This is a genomic window from Streptomyces sp. NPDC005962 (genome assembly GCF_040629205.1).
GTDB lineage: Bacteria > Actinomycetota > Actinomycetes > Streptomycetales > Streptomycetaceae > Streptomyces.
Map to the genome: position 1 here is coordinate 652,832 of NZ_JBEXVE010000001.1, position 15,584 is coordinate 668,415.

Here is a 15,584-nt window from a genome sequence, read left to right on the forward strand (position 1 = left end):
TTCGCTCACCGTTCGTTGAGCCAGCCGCAGACCCAGTAGTTCCCGTCCGTGTCGCGCTCGGCAATCCACTGGTACGTGACGTCGCCCGCCAGTTCCCCGGAGCCGGGGTCCCGCTGGGTGACCCGCACGTCCAGGCTGAATCGGTCGTCGGCCGCGGGGATCTCGTACGGAAGGACTCTCCAGCGGGCAACGTAGTAATCGTTGAGCGCGAACCCCACCAGCGTGGAGCGCAGCCGGGGGCAGGTTGCCCGGCGGAACGCTGTCATGTCGTGGCTGACCAGTGCATCGAGATACTCCCGGAAGACGCGGTCGACGGCTTGCCTGTCGAGCGGGGTGTGCTCGGGGGAAGCCGGGGAGTCCGGGGCGGACGCCGGAGCGGTGGATGCCGGAGCCGTGGATGCCGGAGCGGTGGATGCCGGGGCCGAAGGCAGGGGCGGGGCGGGCGCCGACGACGCGACGCCACCGGCGTCGGCGTCCGCATCGCGGGATGAGTCCGCTCCCTGCCCCCACGTGATCACGACAATGAGGACTGCCGCGGCGACCGCGAGGCTCCCGACGAGGTAGGCACGCCGCTGGACGGCACCGGCGATGTTCGTGACGCCGCTGCCCTGCACCTGACTGTGGGTGAAGTGCGCGCCGCGGAAGTCGTTGTGGACTGTTCCGCCCGCGGGCTCCCGGTCCTTCCCGTTCCGCTCGTTCCCGTTCCGCTCGTCCCCACGAGGCGAGGTGCCGTCGGTTCCCACCGGCGGTCCTACTCGGCGTAGTTGTTCGTCACGGTCATCGTGCCGCTGCCTTGCACCTGGCTGTGGTCGAACCGGGCGCCGCGGAAGTCGTTGTGCGCCGTCTCCGCCGGCCGGGCGTCTCCGGCCAGGGCGGCCAGGCGCTCCAGTTCGGCCACCACCCGCTGCCGCCCCGCGTCGGGCAGTTCTTCCAGGAGGGCCTCGAAACGGCTCTGCCAGGCTGCCGCCTGCGCCGCCCGCACCCGCTCCGCCTCACCCTCCTCCGCGGCCTCCAGCACCGCGCGGGTCCGGTCGAGTCGCTCGCGCTCCGCCTGTTCGCGCCGGACTTCGTCGCGGCCGAGCAGCCGGGCCACAGCGTCCCGGACCCCGTTCCAGGCGTCCGTCCCCGCAGCCTGCACGAGCGCACCGCCCCCGGCGGCCGCGGCAGCGGTGAGTACCTCGGTCAGCATGACTACCCCCATAGCGCAGGAAACGGGCCGACAGCCTAGAGCGTGGCATGGAACGACGGGCGCCAGGACCGGGAAACCGAAGGTCAGCCCGAACCCACGGGTCACCGGCGTGCGTCAGGCCGATGTATCCGCGAGTTCGGGTGGAACACGAGGTCGCTGAGCGGTCCGAAAGCTTCGGCGGTGACGTCGGCCTGGATGTCTTCGGTCATGACGGCCGCCCGCCGAACTGCCAGTTGTGCACCCCGATGTCGGCGTACCGGTCCGGGGTCAGGCCCGTGCCTGGGCGGTGAATCCCTGCCTCCATTACCTCGCACGTCATCGACGCCCCCCACTCCGCTCGGCACCCTTGCGGTACCGGAACTCGGGCGGCGCACTCCGTCCGAGTTCCGGTACCTCGACCAGCCCGTATGACCTCGATGGAGGCCGATCCGCCATGTCCGCAACTCTGCTCGCCGGTATCTCCCGCACCACTGAGCCGCAGACGATGCTGCGCCGGTTCCTCGCCCTCGACGCCCTCGTCACCGGCGCCAACGGACTGGCGTACGTCACGGGGTCCGGGCCGCTCGGCCGGCTGCTCGGGATCGACGACACCGTCCTGCTCGGACTGGGCGTATTTCTCGCTCTGTTCGGGGCCGGAGTCGGATATCTCGCCACCCGTCGGCAGCCGTCGCGGCTGCCCGTGACGGCCGTCGTCGACGCGAATCTGCTGTGGGCCGTCCTCAGCGTCGCCGCGCTGACGCTCTGGCTCGAACCGACCACGGCCGGCGCCGTCTGGATTCCGGTGCAGGCGCTGACCGTCGCCGGGCTCGCCGTCCTGCAGTGGTCCGCGCTGCGCGCCGCCACTACCGACCTCGGCGGGAACAGCTCCCGCCACGGCGAAGACCCGCTCCAGGATCAGCTTCTGTAGGCGCTCGGCACATCCGGGCGAGCGCGTCCCGCCCCACAGTGACCGGAACGGTCAGGACATTCACACGTCACGCGACCCGTCGGAGACGTCCCATGGTGATCGTTTCGGGCATGCGGTGACGGCTGGCGATCGCCTACAGTCCGCCCCCTGACGGGGCTTGAAGGTCCCTGCCGGTGTCGACGGCTTCCACGGCGGTGGGGACGAGCGTGACTGTTGTGGGGTCCAGCAGTCCGAGCGCGCAGCGGGACCTCTCGTACGGGGGCGGTGACGTCGCCGTGACAGCGGCGGCAGCGGAAGACGACCCTGTGCGCCATTGTCCGGCTCCGGGCGGGCGGTGCTGGTGGCCCGCTCGCCTGGGGCCACAGCCAGAAAGAGCATCGATAATCTGCGGCAGGAACTGGTGTCGTCCGACCGTGAGGCCGCGTCAGCACCTGATGACGCGACTCCGTCCGGCCGGAGCGGAAGATGGGCTACCTCCACCGCGAAGCCGACAGGCGCCGCGCGAGGGGACTGACCGTGGCCTTACCCGAAGCGTTCGCATCCCCTGGTCCTGACTGGCCCACTCGATACCCGGAGCAGGCGTCCTTGGTTCTGGGGCTGGCCGGTTGCCGCACCTTTCAGGAAGCGGCTCAAGCAGCGGCATCCTTCGTCGACCCGCTGTTGGACGGTTCGGTGAAAGGGAGCTGGGACCCGCAGCGAGCGGCGTGGGGCTGAAGACCCAGTGCGGCCCGTGGCGGATACGGCGGCGTGCCGAACGATAGTCCGGGCCGTGGCGCACGGGCGAAGGGGCCGCGCCCGCCGGACAGTGGCGGGGGCGGCCCCTTCGGGCTGTGGGGGAGGCGTCGGGTGGGGGCTGGTCAGTCGTCGTCGCCGTCGTTGTCGTCCTGGTCGACGTGCTGGTTGAGGACCTTGCCGTTGGCCGCGTCGACGGTGACCTCGTGGCTCTTGTGGTCCTTGCCGAGGATGTCGACCTCGTAGACGGCGGAGCCGTTGCGGTCGTTGTCGTCGAGGCCGTAGGAGACGGCGGTGCCGGGGACGGACTTGAGGGCCGCCGTGGTGGCCTGGTCGTAGCCGGTCTTGTCGGCCTTGAGGAGGGCCTGGGTCTCGCGGGCGTCCTCGGCGGCGTCGTCGTCGCGGTCGGTGTGCTGGTTGAGGACCTTGCCGTTGCCCGCGTCGATCGTCACGTCGTGGTTCTTGTGGTCCTTGCCGAAGACGTCGACCTCCCAGATGAGGGAGCCGTTGCGGTCCGAGTGGTCGAGTTCGGCGGAGGTCGCGGTGCCGGGGACGGCCTTGAGGGCCGCCGCTGTGGCCTCGTCGTAGCCGACCTTGTCGGCCTTGGCCTGCGTGCGGTCCTCGGCGGTGTCGTCCAGGTGGCGCTCGTTCTGGGTGAGCTTGACCGAGGACTTCGGCGCCGGGCCGTCGTCGTCCGCGAAGGCGGTCGCGGCGCCCGTGCCGCCGATCAGAGCGATGGCGGCGGCCGTGCCGAGGACGATGGCGCGGGGGGCGAGGGTGCGCTTGGCGGTGGCCTTCATAAGGACGTTCCTCCGGTTCGTGTGGCGGTCGGTTCGTGTCGCGGTTTCGCTTCCGTCGGAAGGGCCCTGCCGCGCCCTTCCGACGCCCACTACGTTGCCGAACCGCACCTGAACGCAGCCTGAAATCCTGAAGCGGTCTTCAGGAAACGCGCCGGGCTCCCCACCCGAACCCGGGTATTCCGGGTTTCACCGGCAACGCCGTAATGTCCAGGCAGGGGGGCCGGGCACGGCCCAGGGGCAGAGGGGGCGTTGAGGATGACGGATCGGGGACCGAGAGCGCGCCGCGCGGGGGCGTGGCTGCTGCCCGCCGGGTTCGGCCTGCTGTGTGTGCTGCTCTCCGCCGGGCTGTTCGCCACCGTGCCGGGCGCGTTGGCGGACAAGCGGGCGTACGCCGACGCGCCCGCCTGCCCGGGCGGCACGCGGTCGGACTCGTGCAGGGTGGCGGTTCCGGCGACCGTCGAGGGCACCGAGGATCAGCCCAGCGGCAAGAGCGTCCATTACTGGCTCCTCGTCACCGAACGGGGCTCGGACGCGGTGCGGCGTGTGCGCATGACCGGGCGGCAACCGGTGTACGGCGCCGTGCGCGTGGGCGACGAGGTGACGCTGACGTACTGGCGCGGTGAGATCCGCAACGTGAGGTTCGGCGCCGTGGCGCAGGAGACCCATGCGTCACCGGCCGACGACTGGCGGCTTCCCACGGCCTTCGCTCTCCTGGCGCTGCCGTTCGGGCTCGTCATGCTCCTGATCGGCGTGGGGCACCGCAACCGCACGCCCTTCACGGCGCGGACCGCCTCCTGGCCGCTCACCGTGGCGCTCGTGGCGAGCGTCCTGCTGGGCTGCGCCGGGTTCCTCGGCGGCATGGTCGGCGCCGGGGTGCGGGACGCGTTCGTGATCACGGCAGCCGGTATTCCGCCCGCCGTCGGCCTGGCCGCCCTGTACGCGTCGTGGCTGCGGCGGCGCACGGCCCGCGCCGCGGACACCGGCGACATCGTCGCGCTTCCCGCCACGGAGCGGCGGTGCCTGCGCGCGTCGGTCCACGGAGACGTCCCCTACAGCGGTGGCGGCTGCGACCACGTGGTGGTCGGGGACGGACGGCCGGCGGCCACCCCGGACCCCACGGGGCGCTTTGCCCGCAGGACGCTCCCGGAGACGCTGACCGTGCGGCAGGTCCGGGGGCTGCGGCCCGACGACCCGGCCGGCTGGTACGGCATCTACAAGTACGACGCCATCGTCATCGAATGCCGGGACGGCGACCGGCCGGTCCTCGTCGTCACCGGGCGCCGTGACGCCGCCTGGCTCCTCGGCGCCCTGGTCACCCCATCCACCGGCACACCGTCCCCCGGCCCGGTGCCGGAGGCGCGCCGTTGAGGCGGAGGCGGCGACCCGGGCCCTCGGGGAGCCGCGCCGAGGTTTGCGGCCCCGGTCCGTGAACGCGCTGGGGCGGTCCGACGGCCGACGATCAGCCCACGAGTGAGGCCGGAACGACCGTGCGGGCGCGCTCGTGGAGTTCGCGTGCCGCCTGGTTCTTCAGGTGGGGTCGGACCATTGAGAACATGTCGCGAATCTGGTCGTCGCATCGTCCCGATCGGACGCGCGGGTAGTCGTCCAGGCATGCGTCCCAGGTGGCGCACGCCTCTTCGAGATGCCCGATCTCGCACTGTCGGTAGGCCAACTTGGCGGTCTCCAGAACGCGACGGCGTCGCCGATGATCCCCGGTCAATGACGCGACGTATTCCCTCATGGGGTCGATGGACCCGGAAGTCTCGCCCAAGCCGTACTTGACCTGCGCGACAAAGCGCGTGAGGGTCGGAGCGCTGAAATGGCCGACCACCACTTTGCCAACCTCCGGCTCCGCGTGGGACATGGCCTTTTCGGTTCGCCGCAAGTGAGTGTTGACGCTGGAACGATCTCCCGCCACGGCGGCCGCAAATGCCTGCTGAGACGCCAAGTGTGCGCGCATGTTGGGACTGGCGTCGGGTGCTGCACCGGCCGCTGCGTCGGCCAGGCGCAATGCCGACGGGCCATGTCCTAGGTTCGCGGCCTGGGAACTCATGCCGTGCAGCGTGAGGCAGTACCCCGATTGGTCGTCCGCTGCCCCGGCCAGCTCCAAAGCCTTTACGTAATACCGCTGGGCCGTCCCGTGTAATCCTTCGTCAACGGCCATGTAGCCGATCAGGTAGCACAGCTCCGAGGCGGCAGCCAGCATCCTTTTACGTACTGTGTCGGATGCCTGCGCCTTGAGGTGAGGTGTCAGGACGTTGACGAGAAATGATGCGGCGCTGGGTCGTGCGATACGGCCCCCGCGCTCGTCGTCCAGCTCGGAGAACCGCTTCGTCACGTCCGTGATCAGTTCGACATCCGCAATTCCGATGCGATGTGTCTTACCGGTCGGAATTGACTCAAGGCGCCCTGCCACCTCCGGCCACCCCGGTACGGTCAACGCCACCGAGAAGAGACTTGCTCCGAGCATACTTCTGCGGGACGGGTCCATGTCGCTCCTCCCCAGGGCAGCCAACTCCTCCACCATATTGATGCCCGGACCGCTACCCGGCTGATCCTGCGGAACGGCTAATCCGGCGTCCGCGTGGGTGATCGGCCGATGCAGCCGGCGGGCCAGCGCTTCGAGGATCAGCACGCGTCGTTCCTCATGGGGGACGTGCCCCTTGAGCCACGCATGAACGGTCTGAGGCGTGTACGCCACCGGTGTGCCGCACTCGGTGCCGACGCGGTTCACCGCTTGGGCGAACTGGCGCAGCGTCCACCCTGTCTCGCGGAACAGCCGCTCGAGGTCCTGGTTCGGCGTCCGGTTCGCCATGGTCCACCCTCCCCTGTGCGCACAGCTTTTGACGCTTTTGAAAGCTGCCGCGGCTTTCACGGTACCGCTCTGCGTAGCGGGGCGGTTGCCTAGAGCGAGAAGAGGCCCCCGTGACCGTGCGACCGGCCCGGGGGCATGGTCAACGCTGAAATGGAGCGCCAACAGTGAAGAAGGCTATCGCCCGGATCATCCTTGAGTGGGGGCTACGACTGATGGCGTCCGCCCCGGCACCCCAGGACACAGCCGGTGCCCCGGAACGTGCTTCGGCACCGGCCACGACACTCGCCCCGGCCCGGCGCTACTTGCCTGTCTCCGTCTGCCACGTGAATCCTCCGACGCTCCCGCTCTCGCGCATCCCGGTCGCCGACCGCTTCCCCATCGCGTGGGACACCGAGCCCGTGCCGCTCTACATCGACCGGTACGAGCAGCACCGAGCGCTGGAATCGACGCGGTGAGCGCGGACGCGCCGCCTCCGCCCGAGCGACCCACTCCGAAGGAGTTGGACCAGCGTGCGGAAGCCCTGAAGAAGAAGATCGACAAGCATCTCGGGCGGGGGAGCGGAACATGAGCGACGACACCCCCACATGCGCGGGATGCCAGAAGTACGCCGCGCTGCGCGAGACGGCGAAGCAGGCCGGGAACTACCAGGCGGCGGCCGACTACGAATTGCTGCGCCGTCAGCACCCCACCCACGAAGTGCCGCGTGCGGCGGCACGTTGGGGACTGCCGGCGTGAACCAGTCAACGTCATACAGGGGCCCACAACCGGGCCAGGAGGCTTACGACGCCGCCACGGAGCGGGTCGGTGTTCTCCAAGCCGTCTGCCACATCAGCGAGCTTGCCTTCGATCACGGGATGCCGGGCCCGCTCGTCGCGTTCCTCCGCCCCGAGAAGGGCGGACAGGAGTGGACGGCCGACCCAGGGAACCTCCGCCGTCCCGAGTAATCGACCCCATGACTTCGGTCGCCGGACGTTCCGCCGGCGACCGGGCAAGGCCCTGCCCCGATCGTGCGGACTACGGGAACGGTGCTCATCGACCTTGCCCTGGCACGCGGTGGGGACATCCCCGCCGTGTACGACTTCAGCTTCCGGGGCTGTCTCGTCCACTACGAAAGCCCGGAGATCTCGCGGAGCGTGCTGGAGACCGGTACGGCCACGCCGACCACGGCGGCCGACGTCTACGCGCTGGGCGCCTCCTTCTTCATCAGTGCCACCGGGCTGCGGCATGTGGCGTACCCCGATGACGCGAGCCGTGAGGAACAGCGGCAAGCCATCGTGGACGGTCCGCATCGGCCGGTGAACGTGTCCGGGGTGCTGGGCGGGCTCATCGACGCCATGTTGAGCCCCGCACCGTCCCACCGTCCGACCAGCGCCGAAGTCTGCGCGGAACTGCGGTCCTCCTGCTGATCTGCATCTGACGGGTCAGTCGTCCCTGGTAGAGCGGTCCCGACGCTTCAGCCACGCAACGCCGCCCAGGCCTGCAGCGGCGAGCAGAACAAGTACCACAACAAGGGCGATTTGTGAGCCAATATCCATGGCGCTAAACACAGAGTTCTCCTCGGTGAAAACGGCATGCGAGATCGAGCAGCAGGAACGGGCGAACGCATGCCGCTGCCGGTATGCGTTTAGCAATACCCGTCCCCCTATTTGCGGGTCCGCCTCTATTCCCCCTCGCGATACCTGCGTCACGAACAATGCACGAGTCATCTGCGGTGCGTCAACGGAGCCTTCATTTATTTGAGGTTCCTCTGAGTCTTGATCGGTCGTCACGGCCTGGGCGGAGTCGGCCTTTATGGGTTTGAACTTTCAGATTCAACTTGTCGTTCGGTCCAGCCGCTAATGGGCGGCGACGATCTCCTCAAGAACGAACGACGCATCCGTCGGCAGGCCGTCGCCATCGCGAACCGCTCCGGCGCAGACGACCAGGGCCTTCCAGAGCGCCCAGCCTTGTCCACGCTCCCAGGTCGCCTTGTCTACCTCTAGCCGATCGCGGAACGCGGCCCGGCTCTTGCCGGTCAGCATCGTCCAGGCGATCGACATATCGCAGGCCGGGTCTCCGACTCCGCAGGTGCCGAAGTCGATGACGGCCGCGAGCGCACCGTCCTTCACCAGAAGGTTCCCCGAGGCCATGTCACCGTGGAACCAGACTGGCTTACCGTCCCACGAGGCTCGCAACGCCCGTTCCCAGATCTCCTCGGCGGTCTCGGTCCGGATCAGGCCGTCCAACGTCTCCAGGGCTGCCCGGGCCCACCCGTCGTAGGTTGTCAGTGGTCCGCCTCGGAACCAATTGTGCGGTCCCGGGCCCGGTCCGCCTGTCGGGTCGATCCGCTGCAGGGACACGAGGAACTTCGCAAGGTGGATGGCGAACGCCGTCATGTCCTCGACGACGGCACGGGCCGCAGGCTCGCCACCGATCCACCGATAGACCGACCAGTCGCGCGGAAAGCTCTCATCGGGCACGCCTCTGGCCAGCGGAACCGGGACCTCCAACGGCAACGCGGGTGCGAGCACCGGCAGCCACCGGTGCTCCTTCTCCACCGCCAGCGCGTACTCCTCGGCAGTCGGTAGCCGCACCAGCATCTCGTCGCCGAGGCGAAAGGTGCAGTTGTCCCAACCCTGCGCATCGACCGGCCGGACCTCAAGGTCGGACCACTGCGGGAACTGCGCGGCGATCAACCTGCCCGCCACCGCGGCGTCGACCGGTTTCCGGTCCGGCAACGGCAAAACCTCGGGCGTCTCGTTCATCGGAGGCGACCATTCCTGCCGGTGTCGACGGCTTCCACGGCGGTGGGGACGAGCGTGACCTGTTGTGGGGTCCAGCAGTCCGAGCGCTCGGTGGCCAGTTCGGCTGTGCATTGGCGGCATTCGAGGTTGGGGCCGTCGCAGCCGTCCAGGCCGCAGCAGCCGTTGCGGCGTCCGCGCAGTGAGGTGAGCTCGGTGCCGTGCACATCGGATCGGGCCAGGACGATGCCGTTCAGCTCTGCGCGCTGGAGGCCCAGGGTCGCGCCTGGGGCATGTGGTCGGAAGACCCGCTCCCCGGCCTCGGGTGGGTCGTAGGCGAAGGTGCCCGGGCGCATGCGTGGCGGGCACTCCTCGCCCTCCGGCAGTTCGTAGGGCGCCGGGGTGCTGTCCTCGTCGGGCAGCGGGACCTCTCGTACGGGGGCGGTGATGTCGCCGTGGCAGCGGCGGCAGCGGAAGACGACCATGTGCGCCATTGTCCGGCTCCGGGCGGGCCCGGCGCCTCTGAATTCCGGGGCGCTGACCGCGCCGGAACGGGCGAAGGGGCCGCGCCCGCCGGACAGTGGCGGGGGCGGCCCCTTCGGGCTCAGTGGGGGTGGCGTCAGGCGTGGGCCGGGGCGGGGGAGAGCCGCCGTTCGACCCGGGCCCTGCGCGTCCCGTACAGGGTGATGGCCGTGGCACCGGCGACGGCCAGCAGGCCGAGGGCGACGGTGCCGGTCCAGCCGCCCGAGTGGAAGGCCATGGCGCCGAGCGTGCCGCCCGCGCTGCTGCCGGTGTAGTACGCCGTCTGGTAGAGCGCGGCGGCCTGGGCGCGGCCCGTCTTCGCGGTGCGGCTGACCGCCGAGGAGGCGGCGGCGTGGCCCGCGAAGAAGCCCGCGGTGATCAGGACCAGGCCGAGCAGGACGAGCGCCAGGGAGTCGCCGAGGGTCAGCAGGAGCCCGGCGGTGGTGGTGCTCACCGCGATGTACAGCGCGCCGCGGCGGCCGAGGCGGCCGACCAGCTTGCCGGTGGCGGCGGAGGAGACCGTGCCCACCAGGTAGATCAGGAAGATCGAGCCGATCATGCTCTGCGAGAGCCCGAAGGGCTCCTCCACCAGCCGGTAGCCGATCACTGTGTAGACGCCGCCGAAGACGGTCATGAAGAGCGCGCCGATGGCGTACAGACGGCACAGCAGCGGGTCGGACAGGTGCCGGGTCACGGTGCGGGCCAGGGCCCGCGGGCTGACCGCGGCGGGGGAGAAGTGGCGGGCCTTGGGGATCAGCAGCCGGAAGGCGATCGCGCAGACCAGCGCCATGGCGCCGACCGCCGCGAGGCCCATCCGCCAGCCGTAGCCGTCGGCGACCCAGCCGGTGATGAGACGGCCGCTCATGCCGCCGACGCTGTTGCCCGCCACGAACAGGCCGATCGCGCCGACCAGCGCCCGCGGTTCGACCTCCTCGGAGAGGTACGCCATCGCGGAGGCCGGGATTCCGGCGATCGCCGCGCCCTGGACCGCGCGCAGCGCGATCAGCCAGCCCAGGTCGGGGGCGTACGGCACCACCAGCGCGACCGCGACCGCGATCGTCAGCGAGACGGTCATCATCGTGCGGCGGCCGAACCGCTCGGACAGGGCGCTCAGCGGGACGACCGCCAGCGCCAGCGCCAGGGTGGCCGCGGAGACGCTCCAGCTGGCCTGGTCGGCCTGGACGTGGAGGTCGTCGGAGATCGCGGGGAGCAGCGCCTGGGTCGAGTAGAGCAGGGCGAAGGTGGCGAGTCCGGCCGTGAAGAGCGCGAGTCTCATCCGGATGTAGCCGGGGCGGCCGGGGGCCATGCGCTCGGGGGAGGAGGAGACGGGCGGTGCGGAGGCGTCCACGCGGCGGTAGGTGGACGCCCCGGTATCAGCGGGAGGCATGGTTCGAAGGTACGTACACCGGGTTTGATGCGTCCAATGCACGGAATCGCGATAATCGATCCACGACAGCATGAGCAGAGGTCAGGACCGTTTATGTCACGCATCAGCAACGAAAACGACATTCCGGTGACAGTCGAGGTCGAGGGTGAGTCCTGGGCGACGGCCCTGACGCCCCGCCTCGTCCAGTTCGCCGCGGTCGCCCGCCACGAGCACGTCACCCGGGCCGCCCAGGAGCTTCAGATGCCGCAGTCGACGCTCAGCCGGGCGATGGCGCGGCTGGAGGAGGACCTCGGCGTGGCGCTGTTCGCCCGCCGTGGCCGTACGGTGGCGCTCACCCCGGCGGGAGGTACGTTCCTGCGCTCGGTGGAACGGGCGCTGGCCGAGGTGGACCGGGCCGCCGAGACGGTACGGGCCGACGCGGACCCGGCGGCGGGCCTCATCGCGTTCGGCTTTCTGCACACGCTGGGCCCGGAGACCGTACCCGGCCTGATCCGCGGCTTCCGGGTCGACCACCCCCGGGTCCGTTTCCAGCTCGTCCAGAACTACGGCCAGGCGATGATCGAGCGGATGCGCGAGGGCGGCCTCGACCTCTGTCTGACCTCGCCCGTGCCCGACGCCCCCGATCTGGTCGCCCGCCGCCTGGACGAGCAGCGGCTGCGGCTGGTGGTGCCGGACGACCACCGGCTGGCCGGGCGCCGCCGGGTCCGGCTGGCCGAGGCGTCGGCGGAGCTGTTCGTCACCCTGGAACCGGGCTACGGGCTGCGCCGGATCACCGACGCGCTGTGCGCGGAGGCGGGCTTCACGCCGAAGATCGCCTTCGAGGGAGAGGAGGCGGAGACGCTGCGCGGGCTGGTCGCCGCGGGGCTCGGCGTGGCGCTGCTGCCGCCGCCCGCCGTGCCCCGCCCGGGTGTCGCGGAGCTGACGGTCACGGCGCCGCGCGCGGTCCGTGAGATCGGCGTCGCCTGGCTGGACGGCCACCCCGACACACCCCCGGTGGCCGCCTTCAAACGGTTCCTGCTGAACCGTCGCGGTCAGCTCCTCGACTGAGGGTCGCGGCTGAGGCTCGCGGCCTCCGGGCTGATCAGGACGTCGATCCCGGCCCGCAGGAACTGCTCGAAGACATCCTGGTTCGTCGCCGAGGCCAGCGCGGGGGTCTGGATGGTGCCGCGCATCAGGCTGGTGCCGAGCACCCACGCCATCATCAGCTCGGCCCGTACCTCGGCGTGCGGGCCGGTCAGCCGTCCGGCGAACCGCTCGGTGAACATGTGGGTCAGCTCCTCGCGCAGCCGCCCGATGGCCTCGTCGCGGCTGGAGGAGCGGAGCACGGTGAGCACGGGGTGGGGGAAGTCGGCGTCCTTGGGCTCCCCGGCGATCAGTGCGGCGAACCAGTCCGCGACGCAGTGCAGGGGTACGTCGAGCAGCGGCTCGAACACCTTGGAGTTGCTCGACACCGTCTCGAACAGCGCCTCCTTTGAGCCGAAGTACCGGTAGACGAGCGCCGCGTCCACTCCGACGTCCCCGGCGATGTCGCGCACGCTGGTGCCGTCGTAGCCGTACCGGCCGAAACGGAAGGCGGCGGCGGACATCAGGGCGGTGCGCGTCAGCTCGGCGCTGCGCTTGCGTGCGGGCGCGCAAGCGGGTGGGGCGGCGGACTCGGCGGGTGAGGCGGATTCCCCGCAAGTCCGTTCGTTCGCTGGTTCGTTCACCCGATAGCTCCTCGCGCAGATACGGCTGTTCGCCGGTCGCCCATCCTCCTGGCTCTGTTGACTGTCTCAAAGTCACCGATCGTTGTCAGCGCTCGTTGACTTTTCGTCACCCGCACATGCACGATGATCGATAAGTCAACGATCGATGACTTATGGGGTTGGGAGATCATCTGTGTCTGATGCACCTGGTCGACATGTCGCCGTGATCGGAACCGGCTACGTCGGACTGACCACCGGCGCCTGTCTGGCGTCCCTGGGCCACCACGTGGTGTGCGCGGACGCCGACTCCGGGAAGGTCCAGCGGCTGCGGCGGGCGGAGGTCGACATCCTCGAACCCGGCCTGCCGGACCTCGTCCGGGACACCGTGGCCACCGGCCACCTGGAGTTCACCCAGGACACCGCGGCCGCCGTGGCGGAGGCGGACGTCGTGTTCCTCTGCCTGCCCACGCCCATGGGAGCGGGCGGCGCGGCCGACCTGGCCGCCGTCGAGTCGGTGGCCGGGGAGATCCGCACCGTCCTGCCGCACGGCAGCGTGGTGGTCAACAAGTCCACCGTGCCCGTCGGCACCGCCCAGCGCGTCGCGGATCTGCTCGGCCGCCCGGACGTGACGGTGGTCAGCAATCCGGAATTCCTCCGCGAGGGCCGGGCCGTCCACGACTTCCTCCACCCGGACCGCATCGTGATCGGCGCCGAGAAGGAAGCGGACCGGGACGCGGCCCAGCGCGTGGCCGACCTGTACGGCACGCTCGACGCACCCGTCGTGCTGACCGACGCCGCCAGCGCCGAACTCACCAAGTACGCGGCCAACTTCTTCCTGGCCATGAAGCTGTCCTTTGCCAACAACCTGGCCACCCTCTGCGAGCACTTCGGCGCCGACATCGGCGACGTCACCGACGGCATCGGCCACGACCCCCGCATCGGCCCCGCGTTCCTGCGGCCCGGCCCCGGCTGGGGCGGCTCCTGCCTGCCCAAGGACACCCACGCCCTGCTGACGATCTGCCAGGAGGCCGGGGTCGACTTCCCGCTGCTGCGGGCCACCATCGAGACCAACGTCGAGCACCAGCAGCGGCTCGTCGAGCGCATCGTCGCCGAGTGCGGCAACGGGGACGGCTCGCTGCACGGCGTACGGCTCGCCCTGCTCGGCCTCACCTTCAAGGCGGGCACCTCCGACCTGCGCGACTCACCGGCGCTGGCCATCGCCCGGCTCCTGAAGGAGCGCGGCGCCGAACTCCTCGCCTACGATCCGGCGTTGCGCGGCACCACCCGCCCCGACCTCAGCGATCTGCTCACCCTCGTGGACGACCCGCTGGACGCGGCGGCCGGTGCGGACGCGTGCGTCGTCCTCACCGAGTGGCCGCAACTGCGCGACCTCGACTGGGAGGCCATCGCGGGGCGGCTCGCCACACCCACCGTCCACGACTTCCGCAACCTCCTCGACCCGGTCCGGCTGGAGCGGGCCGGGCTGCGGTGGCACGGCGTCGGCCGCGCCCCCGCCCTGGCACCGCGCGGCTGAGCCGTACGCGACGCGGCCCGACCACGTCACCGAACCGACCGAACAGAAAGGTTCACCCCATGCGGGTCCTGTGCACCACAACCGGCAGCGCCTCCCACGGGCGCGCCCAGCTGCCCCTGCTCCGCGCGCTCGCCGCGGCCGGACACGAGGTGCTGGTGGTCACCAACCCCAGCCTGGCACCGGTCTTCCAGGACGACGACGTCCGCGTGACCACCGTCATGCCCGACCTCGACCCCCGCGCCCGGATGCAGGAGCACTCCGCCGACCTGGCCGCGCTGCCCAAGGACGACACGGCCGCGCTGCACACCGCGATGGGACGGCTGATGTTCCGCGGTATGGCCGCGGGCGGGGCGAAGATCTCCCTGGAGACCGTCTTCCCGACGGTGAAGGAGTTCCAGCCCGACCTCATCCTGCGCGACGGCATGGACATGGGCGCCGTTCTGATCGCCGAGCGCCTCGGCATACCCCAGCTGCCCACCCCCTCCGGGGCCGTCAACATCGTCGACCCGGCCGATGTGCTGCCGTACCTCAACGCCACCCGCGAGGAGGTGGGGCTGCCCACCCAGGACGACCCGCTGTCCATCGCACCGCACGGGCGCGTGGACTGCGTACCGCCGGAGTTCACCTTCGCCCGCAACCTGCCCCCGACCTGGTCGTACCGGCAGACCGTGGACGTCGAGCGGGCCTCCGTCCTTCCGCGCTGGGTCGCCGAACTCCCCACCGACCGGCCCCTGGTGTACGCCGCCATCGGCACCGCGATGCCGAAGATGCTGGAGATCATGAGCGACGCCGAAGGGGACATCGAGCTTCCCCCCGGGTTCCCGGACCCCACGGCCACGCTGCGCACCATCGCCGACGCCGTGTCGCGGCTGGAGGACTGCACCGTCGTCCTCACCACCTCGGGCGTCCCCCTGGACACCGACGGCCTCCCGCCGCACGTCCACGTCACCGAGCGGCTGCCGCAGCCGATCCTGCTGGAGTCCGTCGACGTCTTCCTCACCCACGGCGGCTTCAACAGCATCCGTGAGTCGCTGCGCACCGCCACCCCGCTGGCCGTCCTGCCGCAGTTCGGCGACCAGCACTCCAACGCGCGCCGGGTCGAGGAGCTGGGCCTCGGACGGCACATCACCGACACCACCCCCGAGTCCGTCGCGGCCGTCTGCCGGGACGTCCTCGCCGACGGCACCATCACCGCCCGCGCCCGCGCGGCGCGGCTGGCGATGCTGGCCACGCCGGGCATCGAGACCGCCGTCGGCGATCTGGAGAAGCTCGCCGGATAGCCCTGCCCCGCAC

The 15,584-nt window shown here is 70.5% G+C and carries 15 protein-coding genes and 1 pseudogene; 8 read left to right on the forward strand and 8 right to left on the reverse strand.

Going from position 1 to position 15,584, the window contains the following annotated elements:
• Nucleotides 1-5: 5 nt before the first annotated feature.
• Both ABZ370_RS03090 and ABZ370_RS03095 read right to left on the reverse strand, forming a co-directional pair.
• Nucleotides 6-743 carry a hypothetical protein gene (locus ABZ370_RS03090; RefSeq protein WP_358615512.1) on the reverse strand — a complete coding sequence of 246 codons (738 nt, stop codon included), beginning with the start codon at nucleotides 741-743 and terminating at the stop codon, nucleotides 6-8.
• Between the two features lie 8 nt (nucleotides 744-751).
• On the reverse strand, nucleotides 752-1,189 hold the full coding sequence (locus ABZ370_RS03095) for a hypothetical protein (protein WP_358615514.1): 438 nt from the start codon (nucleotides 1,187-1,189) through the stop codon (nucleotides 752-754).
• 433 nt (nucleotides 1,190-1,622) lie between these two features.
• Between ABZ370_RS03095 and ABZ370_RS03100 the strand changes: the two genes are divergently transcribed.
• On the forward strand, nucleotides 1,623-2,096 hold the full coding sequence (locus tag ABZ370_RS03100; protein WP_358615516.1) for a hypothetical protein: 474 nt from the start codon (nucleotides 1,623-1,625) through the stop codon (nucleotides 2,094-2,096).
• 857 nt (nucleotides 2,097-2,953) lie between these two features.
• Here the strand turns inward: ABZ370_RS03100 and ABZ370_RS03105 are convergent.
• Nucleotides 2,954-3,628 (reverse strand): PepSY domain-containing protein, encoded by a 675-nt coding sequence (locus ABZ370_RS03105; protein ID WP_358615519.1) that lies wholly within the window; start codon nucleotides 3,626-3,628, stop codon nucleotides 2,954-2,956.
• A 255-nt stretch (nucleotides 3,629-3,883) separates the two neighbouring features.
• Here ABZ370_RS03105 and ABZ370_RS03110 point away from each other — a divergent pair, with 255 nt between their 5' ends.
• Nucleotides 3,884-4,996, forward strand: coding sequence for a hypothetical protein (locus ABZ370_RS03110; protein WP_358615521.1), 1,113 nt, complete (start codon nucleotides 3,884-3,886; stop codon nucleotides 4,994-4,996).
• Between the two features lie 91 nt (nucleotides 4,997-5,087).
• Here the strand turns inward: ABZ370_RS03110 and ABZ370_RS03115 are convergent, their stop codons facing one another.
• The gene (locus tag ABZ370_RS03115) at nucleotides 5,088-6,443 is read right to left on the reverse strand and encodes a tetratricopeptide repeat protein (RefSeq protein ID WP_358615524.1); all 1,356 of its coding nucleotides are present in this window, start codon (nucleotides 6,441-6,443) and stop codon (nucleotides 5,088-5,090) included.
• Between the two features lie 323 nt (nucleotides 6,444-6,766).
• Between ABZ370_RS03115 and ABZ370_RS03120 the strand changes: the two genes are divergently transcribed.
• The 3 genes and pseudogenes from ABZ370_RS03120 to ABZ370_RS03130 all read left to right on the forward strand — a co-directional run.
• A complete protein-coding gene (locus ABZ370_RS03120; RefSeq protein ID WP_358615526.1) occupies nucleotides 6,767-6,898 on the forward strand; it encodes a hypothetical protein in 132 nt (43 codons plus the stop codon).
• A 109-nt stretch (nucleotides 6,899-7,007) separates the two neighbouring features.
• Nucleotides 7,008-7,178: a hypothetical protein gene (locus tag ABZ370_RS03125; RefSeq protein ID WP_358615529.1), complete on the forward strand. Its 171-nt coding sequence runs from the start codon at nucleotides 7,008-7,010 to the stop codon at nucleotides 7,176-7,178.
• A 287-nt stretch (nucleotides 7,179-7,465) separates the two neighbouring features.
• Nucleotides 7,466-7,849 (forward strand): annotated as a pseudogene (locus ABZ370_RS03130) (protein kinase); the annotation flags it as partial.
• Nucleotides 7,850-8,278: 429 nt separating this feature from the next.
• Here ABZ370_RS03130 and ABZ370_RS03135 read toward each other — a convergent pair.
• The 3 genes from ABZ370_RS03135 to ABZ370_RS03145 form a co-directional block, all read right to left on the reverse strand.
• On the reverse strand, nucleotides 8,279-9,187 hold the full coding sequence (locus tag ABZ370_RS03135; protein WP_358615532.1) for an aminoglycoside phosphotransferase family protein: 909 nt from the start codon (nucleotides 9,185-9,187) through the stop codon (nucleotides 8,279-8,281).
• On the reverse strand, nucleotides 9,184-9,657 hold the full coding sequence (locus ABZ370_RS03140) for a hypothetical protein (RefSeq protein WP_358615534.1): 474 nt from the start codon (nucleotides 9,655-9,657) through the stop codon (nucleotides 9,184-9,186). The genes ABZ370_RS03135 and ABZ370_RS03140 overlap by 4 nt, the downstream gene beginning before the upstream one ends.
• Before the next feature lie 125 nt (nucleotides 9,658-9,782).
• Nucleotides 9,783-11,072, reverse strand: coding sequence for an MFS transporter (locus tag ABZ370_RS03145; RefSeq protein ID WP_358615536.1), 1,290 nt, complete (start codon nucleotides 11,070-11,072; stop codon nucleotides 9,783-9,785).
• Between the two features lie 93 nt (nucleotides 11,073-11,165).
• Between ABZ370_RS03145 and ABZ370_RS03150 the strand changes: the two genes are divergently transcribed.
• Complete coding sequence (locus ABZ370_RS03150; protein ID WP_358615539.1) at nucleotides 11,166-12,119, forward strand: LysR family transcriptional regulator; 954 nt, start codon at nucleotides 11,166-11,168, stop codon at nucleotides 12,117-12,119.
• On the opposite strand, the gene ABZ370_RS03155 is transcribed toward ABZ370_RS03150, so the two are convergent.
• Nucleotides 12,104-12,778, reverse strand: a complete 675-nt coding sequence (locus ABZ370_RS03155; RefSeq protein ID WP_358615542.1) for a TetR family transcriptional regulator — start codon at nucleotides 12,776-12,778, stop codon at nucleotides 12,104-12,106. The genes ABZ370_RS03150 and ABZ370_RS03155 overlap by 16 nt on opposite strands.
• A gap of 202 nt (nucleotides 12,779-12,980) precedes the next feature.
• Between ABZ370_RS03155 and ABZ370_RS03160 the strand changes: the two genes are divergently transcribed.
• Nucleotides 12,981-14,291, forward strand: a complete 1,311-nt coding sequence (locus ABZ370_RS03160; protein ID WP_358615544.1) for a UDP-glucose/GDP-mannose dehydrogenase family protein — start codon at nucleotides 12,981-12,983, stop codon at nucleotides 14,289-14,291.
• A gap of 59 nt (nucleotides 14,292-14,350) precedes the next feature.
• On the forward strand, nucleotides 14,351-15,571 hold the full coding sequence (locus tag ABZ370_RS03165) for a glycosyltransferase (RefSeq protein WP_358615547.1): 1,221 nt from the start codon (nucleotides 14,351-14,353) through the stop codon (nucleotides 15,569-15,571).
• Nucleotides 15,572-15,584: the final 13 nt, after the last annotated feature.

What these genes read in the sequence shown, in the direction of transcription:
- ABZ370_RS03135 (WP_358615532.1), bottom strand. Translation starts at nt 9,187, where the DNA reads ATGAACGAGACGCCCGAGGTTTTGCCGTTGCCGGACCGGAAACCGGTC.
- ABZ370_RS03105 (WP_358615519.1), bottom strand. Translation starts at nt 3,628, where the DNA reads ATGAAGGCCACCGCCAAGCGCACCCTCGCCCCCCGCGCCATCGTCCTC.
- ABZ370_RS03125 (WP_358615529.1), top strand. Translation starts at nt 7,008, where the DNA reads ATGAGCGACGACACCCCCACATGCGCGGGATGCCAGAAGTACGCCGCG.
- ABZ370_RS03095 (WP_358615514.1), bottom strand. Translation starts at nt 1,189, where the DNA reads ATGCTGACCGAGGTACTCACCGCTGCCGCGGCCGCCGGGGGCGGTGCG.
- ABZ370_RS03110 (WP_358615521.1), top strand. Translation starts at nt 3,884, where the DNA reads ATGACGGATCGGGGACCGAGAGCGCGCCGCGCGGGGGCGTGGCTGCTG.
- ABZ370_RS03150 (WP_358615539.1), top strand. Translation starts at nt 11,166, where the DNA reads ATGTCACGCATCAGCAACGAAAACGACATTCCGGTGACAGTCGAGGTC.
- ABZ370_RS03100 (WP_358615516.1), top strand. Translation starts at nt 1,623, where the DNA reads ATGTCCGCAACTCTGCTCGCCGGTATCTCCCGCACCACTGAGCCGCAG.
- ABZ370_RS03140 (WP_358615534.1), bottom strand. Translation starts at nt 9,657, where the DNA reads ATGGCGCACATGGTCGTCTTCCGCTGCCGCCGCTGCCACGGCGACATC.
- ABZ370_RS03145 (WP_358615536.1), bottom strand. Translation starts at nt 11,072, where the DNA reads ATGCCTCCCGCTGATACCGGGGCGTCCACCTACCGCCGCGTGGACGCC.
- ABZ370_RS03115 (WP_358615524.1), bottom strand. Translation starts at nt 6,443, where the DNA reads ATGGCGAACCGGACGCCGAACCAGGACCTCGAGCGGCTGTTCCGCGAG.
- ABZ370_RS03165 (WP_358615547.1), top strand. Translation starts at nt 14,351, where the DNA reads ATGCGGGTCCTGTGCACCACAACCGGCAGCGCCTCCCACGGGCGCGCC.